The 17917-nt window shown below is 55.4% G+C and carries 15 protein-coding genes; 13 read left to right on the top strand and 2 right to left on the bottom strand.

The genetic code is table 11. The features are described 5' to 3' along the window. Positions 1–111: 111 nt before the first annotated feature. On the bottom strand, positions 112–1149 hold the full coding sequence (locus ACX80E_RS16545) for a hypothetical protein (protein ID WP_459303156.1): 1038 nt from the start codon (positions 1147–1149) through the stop codon (positions 112–114). A gap of 139 nt (positions 1150–1288) precedes the next feature. Between ACX80E_RS16545 and ACX80E_RS16550 the strand changes: the two genes are divergently transcribed. Both ACX80E_RS16550 and ACX80E_RS16555 read left to right on the top strand, forming a co-directional pair. After that, entirely contained in the window at positions 1289–1831 is a 543-nt protein-coding gene (locus ACX80E_RS16550) for a peptidylprolyl isomerase (RefSeq protein ID WP_459303157.1), read from the top strand. A 429-nt stretch (positions 1832–2260) separates the two neighbouring features. Further along, entirely contained in the window at positions 2261–2788 is a 528-nt protein-coding gene (locus tag ACX80E_RS16555; protein WP_459303158.1) for a rhomboid family intramembrane serine protease, read from the top strand. 94 nt (positions 2789–2882) lie between these two features. On the opposite strand, the gene ACX80E_RS16560 is transcribed toward ACX80E_RS16555, so the two are convergent. After that, on the bottom strand, positions 2883–3434 hold the full coding sequence (locus tag ACX80E_RS16560) for a flavin reductase family protein (protein WP_459303159.1): 552 nt from the start codon (positions 3432–3434) through the stop codon (positions 2883–2885). Between the two features lie 494 nt (positions 3435–3928). Here ACX80E_RS16560 and ACX80E_RS16565 point away from each other — a divergent pair, with 494 nt between their 5' ends. The 11 genes from ACX80E_RS16565 to ACX80E_RS16615 form a co-directional block, all read left to right on the top strand. Next, positions 3929–4687, top strand: a complete 759-nt coding sequence (locus ACX80E_RS16565) for a TnsA-like heteromeric transposase endonuclease subunit (RefSeq protein ID WP_459303160.1) — start codon at positions 3929–3931, stop codon at positions 4685–4687. Then, positions 4671–6707 (top strand): transposase family protein, encoded by a 2037-nt coding sequence (locus ACX80E_RS16570; protein ID WP_459303161.1) that lies wholly within the window; start codon positions 4671–4673, stop codon positions 6705–6707. The genes ACX80E_RS16565 and ACX80E_RS16570 overlap by 17 nt, the downstream gene beginning before the upstream one ends. Further along, entirely contained in the window at positions 6704–7774 is a 1071-nt protein-coding gene (locus ACX80E_RS16575; RefSeq protein ID WP_459303163.1) for a TniB family NTP-binding protein, read from the top strand. The genes ACX80E_RS16570 and ACX80E_RS16575 overlap by 4 nt, the downstream gene beginning before the upstream one ends. Beyond that, complete coding sequence (locus ACX80E_RS16580) at positions 7755–9491, top strand: TniQ family protein (RefSeq protein ID WP_459303164.1); 1737 nt, start codon at positions 7755–7757, stop codon at positions 9489–9491. The genes ACX80E_RS16575 and ACX80E_RS16580 overlap by 20 nt, the downstream gene beginning before the upstream one ends. A gap of 382 nt (positions 9492–9873) precedes the next feature. Next, positions 9874–10674 (top strand): hypothetical protein, encoded by an 801-nt coding sequence (locus ACX80E_RS16585; protein ID WP_459303165.1) that lies wholly within the window; start codon positions 9874–9876, stop codon positions 10672–10674. Between the two features lie 126 nt (positions 10675–10800). Beyond that, entirely contained in the window at positions 10801–11949 is a 1149-nt protein-coding gene (locus ACX80E_RS16590) for a helix-turn-helix domain-containing protein (protein WP_459303166.1), read from the top strand. A gap of 555 nt (positions 11950–12504) precedes the next feature. Then, positions 12505–13227, top strand: a complete 723-nt coding sequence (locus ACX80E_RS16595; RefSeq protein WP_459303167.1) for a hypothetical protein — start codon at positions 12505–12507, stop codon at positions 13225–13227. Between the two features lie 198 nt (positions 13228–13425). Beyond that, positions 13426–14298 (top strand): DUF6414 family protein, encoded by an 873-nt coding sequence (locus ACX80E_RS16600; RefSeq protein ID WP_459303168.1) that lies wholly within the window; start codon positions 13426–13428, stop codon positions 14296–14298. Beyond that, the gene (locus ACX80E_RS16605) at positions 14246–15289 is read left to right on the top strand and encodes a hypothetical protein (protein ID WP_459303169.1); all 1044 of its coding nucleotides are present in this window, start codon (positions 14246–14248) and stop codon (positions 15287–15289) included. Before ACX80E_RS16600 ends, ACX80E_RS16605 begins: the two co-directional genes overlap by 53 nt. Before the next feature lie 345 nt (positions 15290–15634). After that, entirely contained in the window at positions 15635–16261 is a 627-nt protein-coding gene (locus ACX80E_RS16610; protein WP_459303170.1) for a DUF6037 family protein, read from the top strand. Between the two features lie 1053 nt (positions 16262–17314). Next, positions 17315–17917 (top strand): transposase family protein (locus ACX80E_RS16615; RefSeq protein ID WP_459303172.1); only part of this gene is annotated, 603 nt, incomplete at its 3' end.

Consider the following 17917-nt stretch of genomic DNA (forward strand, 5'->3'; position numbering starts at 1 on the left):
AAAAAAAAACAAAAAAAAAAAAAAAAAAAAAAGGGAGGGAGAAAAAAAAAAAGGGTACACCCCACACCCCCCACCCCCCCCCCCACGTCCATACCATCTGTGCCCTAGAAGCTAATTCTTGGGCCCCGTGGGCTTCGGCTTGGGAGATTCATCCGAGGCGGCGTCAGCAACGGCATGCTTCGCCGCAGAACCTGCCGTCGCCGCCGCGTCCTTGACCTTGGCAACTGCTTCGGCACCGCTGTCCTTGACATCGGCAACGACGTCAGAGGCAACCTGACGCGTCTGCGCTGCCTTCTCTTTCACTGTCCCGGCGACCTTTTTGACGTCTGCGGTGACCTTCCCAACGACTTCTTCAACAGCGTCTTCTACAACCGTGGCAGCGTCAGAGTCGTCGTCCACCGGAGCTGGCGCCGGTACCGAGGTGGGAACGGCAGCCGGAACCACGGGGGCCGGTGTTTTCCACGGGTCGGCCACTGGCTTTGACGCTTTCCACGCGGCAACACCTGCGGCTCCGGCGGCAACAATAATGCCGGCCACAAGCCAGCCCTTGCCGCACTTCTTCTTGGTTTTGCTGGCCTTCTTTATTTCGGCTGCCAGTTTTTTGCCGGCTTCGGCAGCGGCTTTCTCAGCCTTCGCCAGGGCCTTCTTGTTGCCTGTGAGTTTGGCCGCGGCAATCTCCACTTGATGAGTCATCAAAGAACTTTCCAATGCCGAACCGACAGCCTGAGCGGCCATGCCCAGCTTGTCAGAAACCTTGGGAATGAAGTCATCCACGACTTTGTCCTTGGCCGAGGTGATGGCCGGGGCGGTCTTGTCCAACGCGTCTTGAATATGCGGGGTGGCGCCATCTACGGCGTCGGAAATTCGCGGCGCTAGCTTTTCAAGACCTTCCTGGAGCTTCGGGGTTACGGCAGCAACGCCGTCGGCCGTGTATTGGGCAGCCTTTCGAAGTCCGTCTTGAACCATGGGGGAGGCTTGTTCAATGCCTTTCTCGATGCGTGGAACAGCCCAATTCAACGCAGCCTCCACGCGCGGAGCTGTCCAGTCCTTGGCGTTTTCAACACGCGGAGCCACCCACTCGATGGCATTGTCAACGCCAGTTGTGAGCGAATCTTCTAGGCCTTGGGTAAAGCGGTCAACCTTCTTCACGTTTCCTCCAGATATTCAGCTGTTTCAAGGCTTAGCCTACGTCCCTCACCGGCTGCATGCTATCCCTAGACAGTTCGCCGGACGCGGAATGCGCCAGATAAGCGTGAAAATCCCCAGCCTGGCATGGCAGACTAACGCCATGACTGCTATCCCAACCGCAAAAGCAACTATCAACACTAGCCTTGGCGATATCGAGGTGAACCTCTTTGGTAACCACGCGCCCAAGACAGTGGCCAACTTCGTTGGTCTGGCGACCGGAACAATTGAGTGGACCCACCCGGCGACGGGCGAGAAGACCAATGCGCCGCTCTACAACGGAACCATCTTCCACCGCATCATCAGGGACTTTATGATCCAGGGCGGAGATCCCTTGGGCCGCGGAGTGGGTGGCCCCGGCTTCCAGTTCGACGACGAGATCAACCCCGATCTGAACTTCAATGACCCCTACAAGTTCGCCATGGCAAATGCCGGCGTCCAGGGCGGTCGTGGCACCAACGGTTCACAGTTCTTCATCACCACCGTTAACACCAGCTGGCTCCAGGGCAAGCACACCATCTTCGGTGACGTCACCGAAGAGGCATCACGTGCAGTTGTTGACGCCATTGAAGGCGTAGCGACGGGCGCAGGCGACAAGCCGCGTGAAGATGTCGTTATCAACTCCATCACGGTCGAACAGCTCTAATATAAGTTCGTAAGCTCCATGGCTTTAGCTGCCGGATTCCCTGGAGGATCCGGCAGCTAGGGCCTTCCTTATTTACCTCATATTAGGACCCAATCCATGAGTTCTGCGTTTCCGCCTCCGGCCGCACCCTTGGAGGCTCCTGTCTGTCCGCGCCACCCCGAGCGGGTCTCCTACGTGAGTTGCCAGCGTTGCGGACGGCCCGCCTGCCCGGAATGCCAACGCAGCGCCTCTGTGGGTATTCAATGTGTGGACTGCGTTAAGGAAACAGCCAGAGCAGCCCCATCGCGCAGGACTATTTTTGGTGGCGCGGTGCGCACAGGCCGGCCGGTCGCCACCATGACCTTGATGGCAATATGTGTTGCCGCCTTCGCCCTGGATTGGGCCTTTCCCAACGGTCTTGTGTTTCTAAACTTCGCTTATGCACCTCTCTTGACCGAGTCCGAACCGTGGCGGATGGTGACATCGGCGTTCCTACACTCGAGCAACATCATGCACATTGCCTTCAATATGTACGCCCTCTGGATCTTGGGCAACGCCCTTGAACCGGCTTTTGGCCGGGCACGATATGTGGCCTTGTACCTTGTGAGCGCCTTTGCCGGCTCGGTGGGTGTCCTGCTGCTCGCGCCGATGAACACAGTTGTTGTTGGCGCCTCGGGAGCGGTATTCGGTTTGTTTGGTGCACTCTTTGTGGTGCAGAAAAAACGTGGCGGCGATATTCGACAAATCGTTGTGTTGCTACTCATCAACGCGGCCATTGGTTTCATCATCCCTGGAATCGCCTGGCAGGCTCACCTTGGCGGGCTGATCGCCGGTGCTCTCTGCGCCGTTGCGATAGCGTACGCCCCCGTCAAGAACCGCAATCTGATCCAATGGGGTGGCATTGCTGTCGTTCTGATTCTGCTCATTGGGCTGACTCTGTACAAGGTATCAACGTTTCCAATTTATTCCATAGGCTGATGAGTCTCAGAGGTTCGATCAGGCCGGGTATGGGTGTCCATACCCGGCCTGATGCAGTTAATGAGCAGCTAGGAACAGTTGCTGACGGCGCTGGCTACGGCTTGAGCCTGCGGTAGTCTCCGCCATAGTGCAGCAGGGGCGACAGCGCCTTACTCCAGGGCGCATCCTCTCCCATGGAAACCACATGTCCCACCACCAATATGTGGGTCGCTGCCTCATGCACGGCAGTTGTTTCCACCTCGAAATAAGCCAGGGCGCCGGCTATCACGGCATGTGAGGTGAGTGGGCCGCGCCTAAAATCGATCTGCTTGAGTAGGCCCTCAGTGGGTGTCCCCGGACTGGCCAGCCAATTTGCGTGCCCCTTCTGCTCGGCTGTGAGCAGCGACAACGCCCAAGACCGCGACTCCAACACGGCTAGTGCGATCCGGGATTCCGCGTAGAGACTCACCAACAATGTCGGAGGGTCGTAGGAGACTGACAGAAACGAACTCACTGTTGCAGCGACGTCGCGGTTGCCAACGGCCGTAGCAATGACTGCCACGCCACTGGCTTGTTCGGCACTAAGCCGACGATATTCGTCAACCTGATCTTGCTCGGGGTGCTGTGGGAAAACTCTGTGGATATCGAGGGGATCAGCTAGTTCCATGGCTCCATGGTTGCACGCATCCACAGTTATCCACAGCGCTGTCCACAACTGGGCATAACTTACAGAGCTGTAGTTCTAGTAGTTGAAAACTAGTCGAACGGGTAGTTATCCCCACAGTTTTGCACACTGGGTATAAGTTACACACATGTAATTCCACAGCTGTGGATTACTTTCCTGCCGCAGTTTTTCTCACATCCGGGCCAAATCGCCACAAAGTTATCCACTTCTGTGGATAACCTTGTGAACAACTAGGGATAACCACAGCTTCGAAGACGGGCTGTGGATAGTTCGAATGAGTTTTCAACGTCAGTGGATAAGTCTGTGGGTTGTGGGAAGAAGTTACACACAGTGTGGATAACCTTGGGGATAGTGATCTATATTGCCCTCCGAAGGCGCCTGTTGTAGGTTCTCGTTTTGCATGTCACTTTTCTCAGTTTCGTGTCACCAGCGTGTCACCGTTCTCATTTTCGTGTCACCAGTCGCATACTGGTGCCATGGCCGGAATCCAGGGTCGAGACGCTTCTTTGCGTTACCTCTGTATCAGCAGAGGTGAGGTCAGCACTCGCTTCAGTGAGGCTGACGCGGGCGCTGTGCTCCATGGACTGCCCGTGCGGAAGCCGCCGACGTACCGGCGCCAGAGGAACTATCCTGGCTTGTTTTGGTCAGCGACTACCGAGTCGTTCTTGATCTACGAGAGCCTTCTGGAACTGGATTGTTTGTGGCTCAAGGACTTTGATCCCACTGTTGATTGGATCGCTACTCAACCATTTGAAATGACCGGGTGGTGCGCAGGACGCAGCCGGCGCCATGTTCCTGACATCATGCTTCAGATGAAATCGGGTCGAGTTCGCGTCGTGGACGTGAAACCAGAACACCGATTGGACGATCCTGACACGGCCCCCGTCTTCAAATGGACTGGCGAGGTTTGTGCTGAACGCGGCTGGGACTATGAAGTTTGGTCTGGCGCGTCATCAACTCTCCTTAGAAACACAAAGTTCTTGGGCTCGGCGAGGCGTCGTTTACTTGTCAGTGATGATGAATTGGTCTCCGCCATGGATGCATTTAGCGAGGGACAGACTCTTGGCGACGTGATCGATGCTCGCATTTTGCGCGATGGAAACGAGCATCTCGTCCGTACGGCGTTGTTGCACTTGCTGTGGTGCGGGGCATTGGCTTTTGACATGGAACGGCCACTGCACGAGGGCAGCGTTCTATTCCGCGGATCTGGAGGATTCAATGTCATCAACGTTTGACATCATCGTAGGGTCGGCGGTTTGGCTCGATGGGCAGATGTGGACCGTGCAGGAAATTACGGGTGCCTCAATCTTGGTTTCCAATGGGAAAACCTTGCGGCGAGTCGGAACCGCATTGATCTCACGAGCCCATATCGGTCCAGACGAGGAACAGGATGCTTCTGTCACCGAACCGATTTCGTTGGGACTATCTCGGCTGAGCCCTGCAAAGTTGAAAGAAGTGCATTCTCTGGAGCGGGAGCTTCTGGGAATCTTGGACTCCGGCCAAACCGAGGGCACTACCCAGAGTGAACTCGTCCGCCAGGCTGCCGAACGCCAAGGCGTCACCGTAAGGACTATGCGCCGCAAGATTGCCGAATACCGGAGCGCGGGACTGCCCGGTCTGATTGATAGCCTGGCCACCCGCAAATACGAATCCCGGATCGACCCACGCTGGGACAAAGCCTGTTTGGTGGTCCTGGCTGAACTGGTCTATGAATCAACACCCACCAAAAAGGCCGTTATTGGTCGTGTTCGGCGCATATTGGATAAGGACTTTGGACCCGGATCCGTCGTATTCCCCAGTCAAGCAGTGGCGTATCGGCGACTGGATGAATTGGCCAAGGGTCGTCAGGCCTTTGGTCAGGGGAAGGCGCGTCGGTCGATTGCCGAGCGGCCGCAGGGGATGTATGGGCGGTTGCGGTCACAGTATCCGGGTGAGTATGTGTTGTTGGATTCGACGCCGTTGGATGTTTTTGCGTTGGAGGAGGGTACTGGTCGGTGGGTTTCAGTTGAACTGACGGTCGCCATTGATCTGTTTAGCCGTTGCATCGTCGGTCTTCGGTTGGCGCCGATTTCTACTGATTCCCGTGACATTGCCGATGTGCTGTATCAGGTGGTGGCGCCACCGGAGGAAGACACTCAAGGATTCCCTTATCACGGGGTCCCACACAATCTGGTCATCGGGACCGGGGAGGACAAAGCACCGTTGGGCGCCGTTCCGGGGACGATTGTTGTTGATCATGGAAAGGCTTATGTCTCTGACCATGTCAGGGGTGCGTGCGCGCGGGCAGGGATCAATATTCAGCCTGCAACACCGCATAAGCCAACGGACAAACCTGCTGTAGAGCGGTTCTTTAGGACCTTGCGGCAATCGTTCTTGCAGCATCTTCCTGGTTACAAGGGCCCGGATGTGCATTCGCGTGGTGACGATGTGGAGAACAAGGCCGTCTACTACATCACGGAGTTGGAGAGCATGATCCGTGCCTGGGTTACGACTGTCTATCACCGCAGTGCTCATGCCGGTCTATGCATCCCAGAAGTACCAGGCATTGCGTTGTCTCCTGTGGAAATGTTTGAAGCGGGGCTGGCCAAGACTGGGCACTTGAGGTTGCCGGCTTCAGACGACCTTGTTTTTGACTTTCTGGCTGTTTATTGGCGTTCGATCCAGCATTACGGGGTGGAGATCAAGGGCCAACGCTATGACGCGGTGGTGCTGAATAAGTATCGGAACATGAAATCGAAAGAACGCGGTGCCAACGCCGGGAAATGGCCGTTCTTCTATGACACCCATGACGTGAGGTACGTGTATTTCAAGGATCCCGATGAACACCGATGGCATCGTCTGGAGTGGGAGCATGCACCTATGCTGGATGCCCCCTTTTCGCAAAAGGCCGCTGAGTACGCCCGCGAGGTGGCCCGGAGGGAAAACCGACACGTGGATCCGGAACAAGCAGTCTTTGAATTGCTGGAGAAATGGCGGACGAAGGAGATCCTCTCGCGCAGCGACCGCAACCTCTCCAAACGGCTCATGGCCAAGAAACACCACGGCCTATTGAGTAAGTCCAAGCCCCTTGACGACCGGACACCATCCCCTGAACGTCGTACTGACGAGGAAGCTGTGAAGCCCATCAGCCGGGCTAACCGGCAAAAACGGGCGCCTAGAGAGCAGAAAACGGAGGAGAGGAACAGTAGGGTTTTTGATGTTTTCGCCGAGTATTACGAGAACAACCCAGAGGCAGAACTGGAGGTCTTCGAATGAGCCAGAACCAATGGATTCAGTGGTTGCAGCGTAACGGTTCCCACCCTTACAGGCTGGGTAGTAAGTCGGGCTGGTTCGCTTATGTTGAGGCGCCGAAACGTGACTCGCTGGACCGCTTGGATATGCCGGCACTGAAGGCATTGGATGGTGAAGCATTGGAGGATTACAACGAGTGTCGGATGGTCTGGAATTCCAATATCCCCACCGTGCGTACGCAGCAGTTGGAACATGCGTTTTCCTTGATGGATCAGGTGATGGCGTCGAATCGGCGCGATGGGGACAGGCTTAAGGGCGGGGTTGCCATCGATTCACCGCCCGGGCTGGGAAAGACGACGATTGCGGCCAGTTACGGGAAAACCTTTCACCGGGCCCAGATTCGCAGGTTCGGGCCAAAAACCACCAATGGTAGCCAGCGCATACCGGTGGCTTATGTGTCTTTGACGGCGAACACGACATTGAAGGCCTTGAATTCGCGCATTGTTGAGTTTTATGGTCACCCGGCTTTGAACAGGGTGACGGCGGCGAAGTTGACGTCGTTGGCGGTGGACATGGTGGTTGGGTGTGAAACTCAGGTGATCATCGTCGATGATCTGCATTTTGTGGATTTCAACCACCGCTCCGGGACGGAGATCAGTAACCATCTGAAGTGGTTAGCCAACGAACTGCCTGTCACCTTCATTTATACCGGGGTGGGATTGGCGGAAAAAAGCTTCTTCAGCGAGGGACTCTATGGCGAGTCCGCGGCCCTGGCCCAAACCGCCCGCCGCACCACGGTTTGCCCGATCCAACCCTTTAACCTGACAACGGATGCAGGCGCCCAAGCGTGGACGGCGCTCCTGCATCTATTGGAGGGAAGCTTGAATTTGGCCTCGCTTCGCGGTGGGATGCTCGTTGATCATGCTTCCTTGATCTATGAACGCACTCAGGGACACATTGCTTCTTTGGCGTCCTTGATCGAAAGGTGCGCGCATCTGGCCATCGCCACCGGCGAGGAGACCATTTCGGAGAAGATCTTATCCATGGCCGTCACCGACAGTGCCGCCAGCAATGCGTACGCGATCCGCTGAGACCGGGCAATCTCTGTCCCCAGTGGATCGATCTGCGGAATTTGTGGATCCGGTGGGAACTTCCCGATGGCCCCTCTTGCCCAGCGTTGTGCCAGAGGAAACCTTGCCGAGTTGGCTGCGAGCCATGGGCCGGTTGTATAGGATCGATGCCAAAGCAATGGTTCACCTGTTGGGGTTGCCGGTCCGACGCCAAAATTTTCGAACAGCTCACAATGCTGCCCAACACTTCGCCCAGAATGTGGCGAGTACCTGCGGGTGCCAGGTTGACGAGCTGCGACGCATGGCAGGGGCGTGGCAGTTACCTGCACTTCAAAGGTTCACGGCAGAAACCACGGCAACAATCGTCACCGGATTGGATGGCAGCTCATATTGTCCGCTGTGTTTGAGGGAAAGCGGCGGTCGGTGGATTACCGACTGGCTCAATCCGCTCTACACGTACTGCCCCGAGCATGGTGTTCGCTTGGAGAAGCTGTGTCCTAACTGCCAATCGCGGCCGTTCCATGGCATCGATTGGATGTGGAGCAATGCGCCGGGATGGCAATGCTGCAAAAACAACGTACCCACCGATGGACAGGGTCCGTCTAAGACGCAAGTGTGTGGATTTGACCTTCGTCGCTCAGAACTCAGCGGGGACGCGACCTCCGAGCGGCTCTTCGCTCAAGCTCACTTGAAATGGGTCCTGGATTCCGCACTGGTCGGCGTTCAAGAAATTCCCATGTGTGGAACCATCATCAAACCGCATGAGGCCTGCACGCTCTTCCTTGGACTGATTAGCCACGGCAATGGGATCAAGGCCAGCAAGTCCGGATTCCGGGCAACGCCACGAACGCCCGATGCTGTGGCAGAGGCATCCAAGGTCCTTCGTAGCAACACCCAACGTGAGGCCCAACTGGAATTAGCCGCTCTCAACCGAAAAACAAGCATCAGCCTAACCGTACCGACCATTGTCGGCAATTGGCTGCAACTGGACAACGATACAACCAGTTTTTCCAAGACAGTCATTGGTGGCGCTCGTGATCATACCGAACGAAGTGCGTGGGAGATTTGGAACCAGGAAGCGATGCTGCCACGTATCAATTTCCATGAACGGAACCTTCCAGCCGTGATCTGGTCCAGCGCCTTGGGAGGTATCAATACCAAACACCTATATACGACCAAGATCGCGATCTCAGTTGCCTTGGTCCGCGCAATACATCAGACAGCTTGGTCCAAGGCCGCAAGCCGCCTTGGACTCCAATATAAAGACCACTACCTGCTGACCAGAAACGTGAGAAAGTACGATCTCGTCGGTGAGGTAAACCGCCAGGTCTACCGAATCAGGCCGTTCCTTGAAGCACTCAATGAAGAGGACCTATTGATTGACTACGGCCGGCGCCGCAAGGACCTCCTCAACCCGGAACCCGTCATGAAAAGTCTGACCAAGTATTGGCAAGAGTCTGTCGGAATCAGCGCCGACTTTGCCGCCCTGACTTGCAGGTTCTGGGCCACATACACAGGAGGAGACATAAGATTCGTCCCTGCCCTCTACAGCCGGTTGAACATGAGCCCCACAGAAGCTGAGATGTGGCGTACCGACCAGGACTATCGACGAACCGTGCAATACCATTTCAACATCCTCGCCAAAGGCATGCTCCAGATCCGCGGCATCAATGAACCCGTCACCTGGCACCCACTCGCGGCTGGTCTGGACCAACTCCAGCAAGGCGACAAGGAATGACACACTGGCCGAGGCAACTTGCCACCATTTATCGTTCCTTATCCATGATTATCAAGAATTTGATATAAAGCGACGGGTTGGGTTCGCTCACTACCTGGTGGGGCTCTTCACGGTCACATGGGCTCCGATTCCGGGGATGCAGAGGCCAACACATCGAGGCGCAACTGGCTTACCCGGCGTGAAAATTTCATAAGTAGAAGGTTGAGGCCATCAATGCGGTTGATCTCAGCAGCAACTATGGCGTACCCGCAGCCTCTCTTGAGCCGCTGTATGCATCCCGAACTTCTTGTTTTTGGATTTCAGCCCTGCCATATGAACCTTGGCCATCGCGAGTGCGTGTGAAAAGAGACAGGAATTTTTCAGTCAACCCTAGGACATTTGTATGCCCCCTTTGGAAAGATTTAAGGAAACTTATACCGAACAAGAAGGTAGCTCGATGAACCTCGAATCTGTCTCAAATGATCCCGCTTTTAGAGAGCTCGCTCTGGGAGTAGCCGCCCTCGGAATCGCAGCGGATCGGGCAGTCCATGGCGGCATACTACCCGCGCTGTCCGCCGAACAATTTCGGCGCCACTCGATGAAGATCAGCGGAACTTTTGTCGCTGCTTTGTGGCAGGAAGCCGTACGTGACTGGGTTGAAACTCGCGACGACTTGGACGTGATCGTTGGGGAACATTACGAAGGTGGCTGGCCTGAACTGAAACAGGGCAATGTTCATGTAAAGATCGAGCGGCATCACGAACCGAATCGTTCACAGCGACGGGCGAGCTTTGAAATGCAAGCCTATATGCAACCTGCACTCTTCCCTCGTTCCGATGTTTCCCCGGAAATTGAATCAGTCAACGTGTGCATGACGGCCATGATGAACGACGAGGCTCAAATTTCGGGCCTTGAAGTCTTTGCCCCCAACGGCAAGGAGACCCCTCATTTTAGTTTCACCGTTGATGCTGACCAAGCCAAGAAGCGGGCCGAAGAGTGGTTGGAAGCCAGAGAAACCTGGGTCGAAATCATCGCTACCGTTCAAGACTTGGGATCCAACGCAGTTAAGCCGCTCCCGGCAGTTGTTGGGACTGGGCGACGCTTCAACTCTGAAGTCAACATCGGCCAACCGCCAATTTCAGCATCGGGTCAGTTCGGTGACCAGCGCCCGACTCAACTCGAAGAAACAGGCACCGACGACTGATTGCCCTGCGGCTGCCCAAATGTCTCGCCCTTGACGTGTAGTTCGCCGGCATAAAGTCCTATTCAGTGGACCAAAAAGTTTCCAATGGGTGATTCCTGATCCGCCCGAACGATGTAAAGTTGGAACATGCCTGCAACTGTTCATTCCTTGTACCCGACCATCGGAGATCCGTATCTTCGTGCCGTTCCCGACACCATCCGAACGCTCCGCACCAGGCGGGGATTCACACTTGGGTACTTGGCTGAGCAGGTCGGAAAGCAAACTCCTTGGGCTTCAAAGATTGAATCTGGACGGCTATCGCTCAGCGGCGAACTTCTGGCGCAGTGTGCCGCCGTGCTCAACGTTCCAGCGGTCCTTTTGACGGAAGCACTTGCTCCTGTTTCTACCGAGGGGCTGGTCTTTCGCAAATACAATATTCCTCGAAAAGTTGAAGAGCGGCTTCAATCTGAAGCCACTGTTCGAGCCCACGTCATCGACAAGCTGCTCACCCTGACGCAGCAGGAGAAGGCTCCTTCCGTTCCAGAATTCAATGTTGGGGTTCTCGACTCTGGCGCACCGGGTGCGGCATGGAAGCTGCGGGAATTCTGGTCTATTGAAGGAGCTGTCACTGACTTGGCAGGTCGGATGGAAGCGCTTGGGATTTTCATTACTCCCAGCCCAATTGACGTGGATAAGGTTTCTGGCCTGACTGCCTCTGCAGGTTCGGCGACAGCACCGGTTGTACTGTTGAACACGAAGCTGCATACAGACACTCAGCGCTTTACCTTGGCCCATGAACTAGGGCATCTAGTGATGGACGCGAAGTCTCCCCAGTTGTCCCCCAAGGAACTTGAAGCTCGAGCTGACCAGTTCGCTAGCGAGCTGCTGGCACCCTACGGGTTGATACGCGATGACGTGCTCGCACTCAAAGCAGGAGACGTACGCGGACTGCTACCGCTGCAACGACGTTGGGGCCTGCACCCCAAAGCATTCATTACAAGCGCGCGACTTCACGGTGATCTATCCGCCGAAAGCTCAACTATCTGGTACCGAGCCCTCAACGGATCCTTCAAGTCACTGGTTTCTTCTACGCCGTCGTCATTTCCAGTCCAACCCCGCGCACTAGGGGACCTTATCGCTTTGTTGAGAGACAATCAGTGGTACCCAGAAGCGATCTCCCAGTTTGTGAATGTTCACACCTCGGAGTTGATCGAATTCACACAAGCGGCTCGCTGGCCGTTCTCGACTCACTCCGGGTCGGAGCTAAAGATGCCACAACGCCTCTCCGTCGTCTAGAACGGTGCCAGCAGAGGAGAGCGCTAAGCCCACACCTGCTGAGAATTTGCGGTCAATTTATCCCAATGAACGCAGAATTCATCAGGAAGCTCAAAATCGGGCTGCAGGTTCCGAACGTCAGCGTTATATCGAACTATCGGACGGAACTCGGTGTATGGCGAGAGTGCGCGTACACCTCCCCAGGCCACGCGCTAAAACTAGCTATGCAGAAATGGTATGGACGGTCCCGAGAACGGGGCGACGACAAACTTTCGTGCTGTTTGCCATCACCGAAGCAGACAGGGCTAAGGTTCTTATCCGTGCCTGGCAGATGATCCACGAATACCAACTTGCAACACCCAAAGGCCGTATGAAGTATCGCAATACCAAGGATTCCGATGTATGAATGAGACTGCTTTAGCAGTGTTGGGTTGAAATCAACTCAATCTCCGCAGTTGGCGTTTGAGGCTGGATGTCAGTACCAGGAATGAGTTTCCACCCCATTGGCCGAGGTGTGGGACGTTCCTTTGAAGCTACTGTAAGAGTTGAAATGTGGATGCTAGAAAGTGGGGGAGCATGTTCAATCGCGAGCACGATTATCCGACAGCAGTCGCCAGTTACGATGATGCGGGAGTTGATGCGGCTATCGAATGGTGCCTTGAGCACATGCACGATAGTGACACGTTGACTGTGTGGACAAGCCTCAAATCTAACCTTGGCAATTGCGCGAAACTGGAACGCCTAGTCAACCGCTACAGCGATGTCGAGCACGTGACGTCCAGGCAGGGTGGATTTGTGGGCAATCCGGGCCCTGTGCTCATGGCGTGGCCCGACATGGACGATATCGCCAAGATGGCATCAAACCGGCACCTTCGTGCAATGTGCGTGATCGCGTGGAATGAGAACCAGATCAGGCCATGGGTCGCGTCGATGAATCCAGCCATTCTCGGCGACGGATCTGCTTGGGAGCGTCCTACCGTCACCCTTGACCCTGTCCTGGTCGAAGCACTGAACAGCCTAACCCTGACGATCAACCACAACAACACCATCGCAGGGGGCTTTGAAAAAGACCAAGTGGTGGGAGCGCTGCTCGCGCTGCACGACGCAGGGGTCCCTATGAATGGTCGGGCTATGCAGGGGTGGGCGATCGCTCATGGATGGTCAAGAGAAAACCCCAAACGTCTGGCCCAGTACGTCAACGACATCAACGCCGGCAAGCGACCTCGAAGCAGGAGTTTGATCGGGTCAGATTTCATCGCGACTCTTCGGCGCCGGGTGGCCGAAGGAAACAAGGAATAGACCATTTATAAAAACCATATATGGTTTGGTTCTCAGTCCACTCGGGCAATAGTCCCCGTAGCGGATGAGGCATACTTGTGGTGCCAAATTGAGAACTTTGATGCCCCGGTGGCTGAAACCTGCGGGTCATCCAGCCAAGCGGACTCTACAACTATTAGATGGTTTGAGAGACACCTGCCGCGCCAATTCACAACGATCGTGGAGGATGTCAGTGGGTTCTGCAAGACTAAGAACATGGCCCTTCGAAACCCCGTATACCTTGACCTGGAATCTCTCCTTGCCCACGCGGAGTACAACGAAATCGACGTTCCCGTCCAGGCAGATATCGTCGAAAAGACTCTGAACCAGCGCTCTGGGAACGCAAAGATCGGATACGGTTCTTTGGGCGCAGGCGGTTCCAAGGGCACAGAGGTGGAATTCCAGTCGAGCTACGCCCTGAATCCGACGCAGAAAGCCACAGTCAGCAAAGTTATTGATGGATTGATCCGTGACAAGGTCGTTTCCCATGGCCATGACGGGCCGGCCTTGGTGAAAGACGAGCTCATAGAGCTAGACGGCCGAGCCCGCATGACCACAGTGAGCCTCGTCGGCAAAATGTTCTATCTCCTACTCCAATACATGAAGGACACAGACCAGGACATAACGGGCGTCGAATTCAGCGAGATTCAGCCCGACATCATCAAACTCATGCAGAAGATGTACCTTGGCAACGAACTCGTGCCCATCCCAATGCTTGTGGAGCTTGAACATACGGGACTAGCCCAGAGAGTCTTCATCAACCTGCAACCAAGCTTCTTCATCGATAGTGCCTCAGTAGACCGGATCGAAGGAGAACGGCGGGTGCTGGGAAATATTCGGAACCTCGTTGACGGGGGCGATGAGGGCTACTTGAGCTCGGAGGAGTGGCTTCTAGATGGGTGGGAGTACTTGATGAAGCGCATGATGATGACCAAAATTGGTGACCAAGTGAAAGAACTATCCAAAGCTCTGGACCTTAATCTCCCCGACGAGGACGTTCATGCCTGGATCAAAGGTCCAGCAATCGTCTTCGACGCCATTGCAATCTACTGAAACCATCGATATGAACCTGAGCAGCAACACGGCGCGGAGAAGCGCATCAAGAAGCAGTGCCAGCTCATCAGAGTTGAAGATGCCTGAGAAACTAAGAAGGCACTTCATGCTGTATCGGTCGAAGATCAGCATATTTATGAGAACTGTCGACTTTGGTGAACCGCTTCTGATTGACGTTTCAGAGGTCTTAGAACTCGTAAAGGACAGCGTAGAGTTACTCGATTCGCCCGAAGGCTTCGGGCCAGTCCGGCCGGGGGCAGACTCAGTATGGATCGAAGGAACTGTTTCTGGTGGGCTTTTTACTGAACGCGGGGTCACCAGGATTGGGGCGATGGTTCACCAGAGCCGCAGTCGCTCCGCTCTCACTCGCCCCAGCTACGTCCCAACCAGCAAACAGTATTTTATTGAGCCATACGTACGTGATAGCGACGGACTCTCGCGCTCAGCTGGACCGGAAGTCACGTTTAGAATCAGTGAGGACGGGCGCATTGAGTGGATCAAATTCCTGGTTTCCCAATCAGCGCTATCCCTAGGAGTAAGCCGAAATCCGTTCGCGGAACCATGTACTGAAGAAGATCCGATCCAGACCAACGGTCCCGAGGTCGAATTCTCAGTGACAGGTTCAGAATTCGAGCTATCTCGAGCCGTCGCGCTACGAGCACTTTTCTCGTTAGCTCTCGTCAACTGCAAAAATGTCTCCTTGCGGGAGCGCAAATACTCAGTTGCCCGCGGGGAAGGACCATTAGGTGGTTCATTCCACGAGCTTCTCATTGGAACGTCACAAACAAGCAGCAGCGGAAAGCCGGGGCTAGAAGCAGCCGCTAACCGGGCGCATTTGGCCCGCGGCCACTTCAAAACGTTTACTCCCGAATCGCCGCTCATGGGCCGCCATATTGGAACCTATTGGTGGGGCTGGCAAGTACGTGGTGATGCCGACATCGGCACCATAACCAAGACTTACAGTCTCTCTGGAAAGAAGGGCAATCTTTAATGTTTGCCGGGCAATGGACTCCCGCCCGAACAGGACAATCAGGCTGTCAGTTCTCTCAATTCCGTGTCTGTAGAGGGAGACTGAGGGAATGGGCACTGTGAAGGCCCCTCCTTTCGGATTTAGTCCACAATGTCTGACAGTGATGCGGTGTAGCACGCGACCCGACAATGAGGACGGCGTCCACTGGAGTTAGATTCCTCTAAAGGGGCCAACGTGCAGGAACCAGAGAGGCCCTATCTCGCTTGGTGACGGCTACGGACTATTGCCGGTTTCGAGAGCCCTGGAACGGGCTTGATTCGCGTGAAAAGAGTTCAATCCGATGGTAGGCATAGTGATGGAGATGGCATGAAGATTCCACGGCTTAAGTATTTGCACCACAGCATGGGACAGCGGAGTGAGACCCGGGCGAGATTTGAATGGGTCAATGGAAGGACAAGGTTCAACGTTGTCTTCATCGTGGACCCTAAGCCGTTCCTGAAGCACCTCCCGCCGTCGAAAAAAGCCATAAAGGATCCTATCGGACTCTTAATGTTTGGCGCGATTGGTTCGGGCTGGACTTTCGTCAAGTTGGTCTATCCCGGCTACTGGATTGAGACTTTCATGGGAGAGGATCTTGCGGGCCTCAAGGAAATTCTTCGCACTGGAAACCCGCACGGAACGCCACTGGATGTGAACGAATTCTTCCAAGACTTTGCTGACAAAGTCCCAACGTCGATGAACGATGAAAATCAGGTTCGTTGGCGGGACCTCCCTTGGAGGCCGGACGTTGACGAGGCCGACAAGGTCTATTTCCTTCGCTACGGTCCAAACCCAGAGGGTAACCATGTGAGTCCGCCCAATCTCTTGAAAACGGCACTTCGATGTGGCCAAATCGCCCACGATGCCTGTCAGAAGTTCAACCTGAGCTCGTACTGGACAGCCGACCCTGATAGAGAGAAGCCCATGGTCACTCCGAAGCAAACTTCACCCTAGACTCCACGCCGGCCTGGACTCAAAGGTTCACCGGCATAGGTACCTGCGTGGCCCGCAAACTGCAAGGGCTCCCCTCGATTCGGGGAGCCCTTTGGCGGTTAAATATCGAAGACTGCGAGTGGGGAAATCGCGTGAAAAGTCTTCGCTCATTTTCATTTCCTCAACAGATGTTTGGTGGCGACTAATCCGCCATACTGGCTGGTTTTCCTGCCCCCTGAATGTGTGCGGTGGCCTGGCGCAGTAGCTCTTCCGTCGGTCAGGCACGAATGGTTTTCGGTACCGGCACCGATGGCTGTCCTAGCCGGCCGCGGGCAAGAGGACTATCGTCCGGCTTATCGGGCGGTCCCGGCCCTTAATGTTGGCGTCACGAAGAGACAGGACACTAATGACTTCATCACGTTGCGCGTGCAGGTTCTGTTCTCGGTCCCGTATGGGAGCCCAACGGGCCCGTGCGATGCAGCAGGCATCCTGGATTCCGTCGCTATTCTGCGCCGTCGCGTAGCAAAGTGTGCCCGCAGCTGTAACAATCATTTGATGTGGCCTAACTTTCAGATCCGAGGTGACCTCCAACGTGACGGACATGCCTTTCAACCTGGCACCAGCTGGCCCAGTCTTCGATTGGTCACCGATCCAAGTCTCCCGCTCGATCAGCAGACGGAGCGGTATTTCGATTTTCTGCGCACTAGCGACAATGGGGTGACCGTCCTGGCCCGAGTTCACACCAGCCCGCCTACACACAGAGGCGACTATTACGTGATTGATCCCGATGAGAGGCCAACGAATCGCGATACAGCTGTTTACGAACAGACCGCGCAGGGGCTGTCTTGGCGTCCTGTGCTCAGCGCCAAGAACAATATCGCTGCTGCCTACAACTGGGCTAAAGCGGACGGTTTGGACCCGGATGACGCACGGGACCGTCAACTGGACGTGGAGGCTGCCATCGCACTTCAGGCCTGTTATGTCGCATACCTTATTGGACGGTTCTGTCTCGGACCTTCGTAGACACTATGTCTCTTACCCTCGTGGACAGTTGAGGGGTTTTGCTTGTGAGTTGTGAGTAAAACACAACCATCGATTAAAGTCCGTCATCTTGTTGCTACATGGCCTGAGGATGCTCCTCGCGGTGCCGTGAGTGCGTTTTGTAAACAACACAATGTCTCCCGGGCCTGGTTCTATCAGGTCCGGGCGGCAGCCCAATCCGTGGGTCCGGTCAAGGCGTTGGAGAAGAAACCTCCCATCGCTTTGCGGCATCCGAAAACCACGCCCGCTTCCATGGTCGATCTGCTGCTGGGAACTCGTGAGGAACTGGAGAATTCTGGCTTCGATGCCGGCCCGCTCTCGGTGACCGCTAAGCTGCGCCGGCAAGGCTTCCAGCCGCCGTCCAGAGCGACGGTGGCCCGGATCTTCACCCGCTCCGGCGTCGTGGTGGCAGAGCCGAAGAAGAAGCCCCGCAGCGCGTACATCCGCTTCACTTATCCGCAACCGAATGCGTGCTGGCAGATCGATGCCACCGAGTGGGTGCTGGCGGACGGGACGAAGGTCGCGATCTTCCAACTCATCGATGACCATTCACGACTGGCCCTGGCATCTTTGGCCGCTTCCGGAGAAACCAGTGAGGCCGCGATCAGGGTCGTCACCACCGCAATCGACCGACAT

The organism is Arthrobacter sp. TMN-49, from assembly GCF_054511095.1.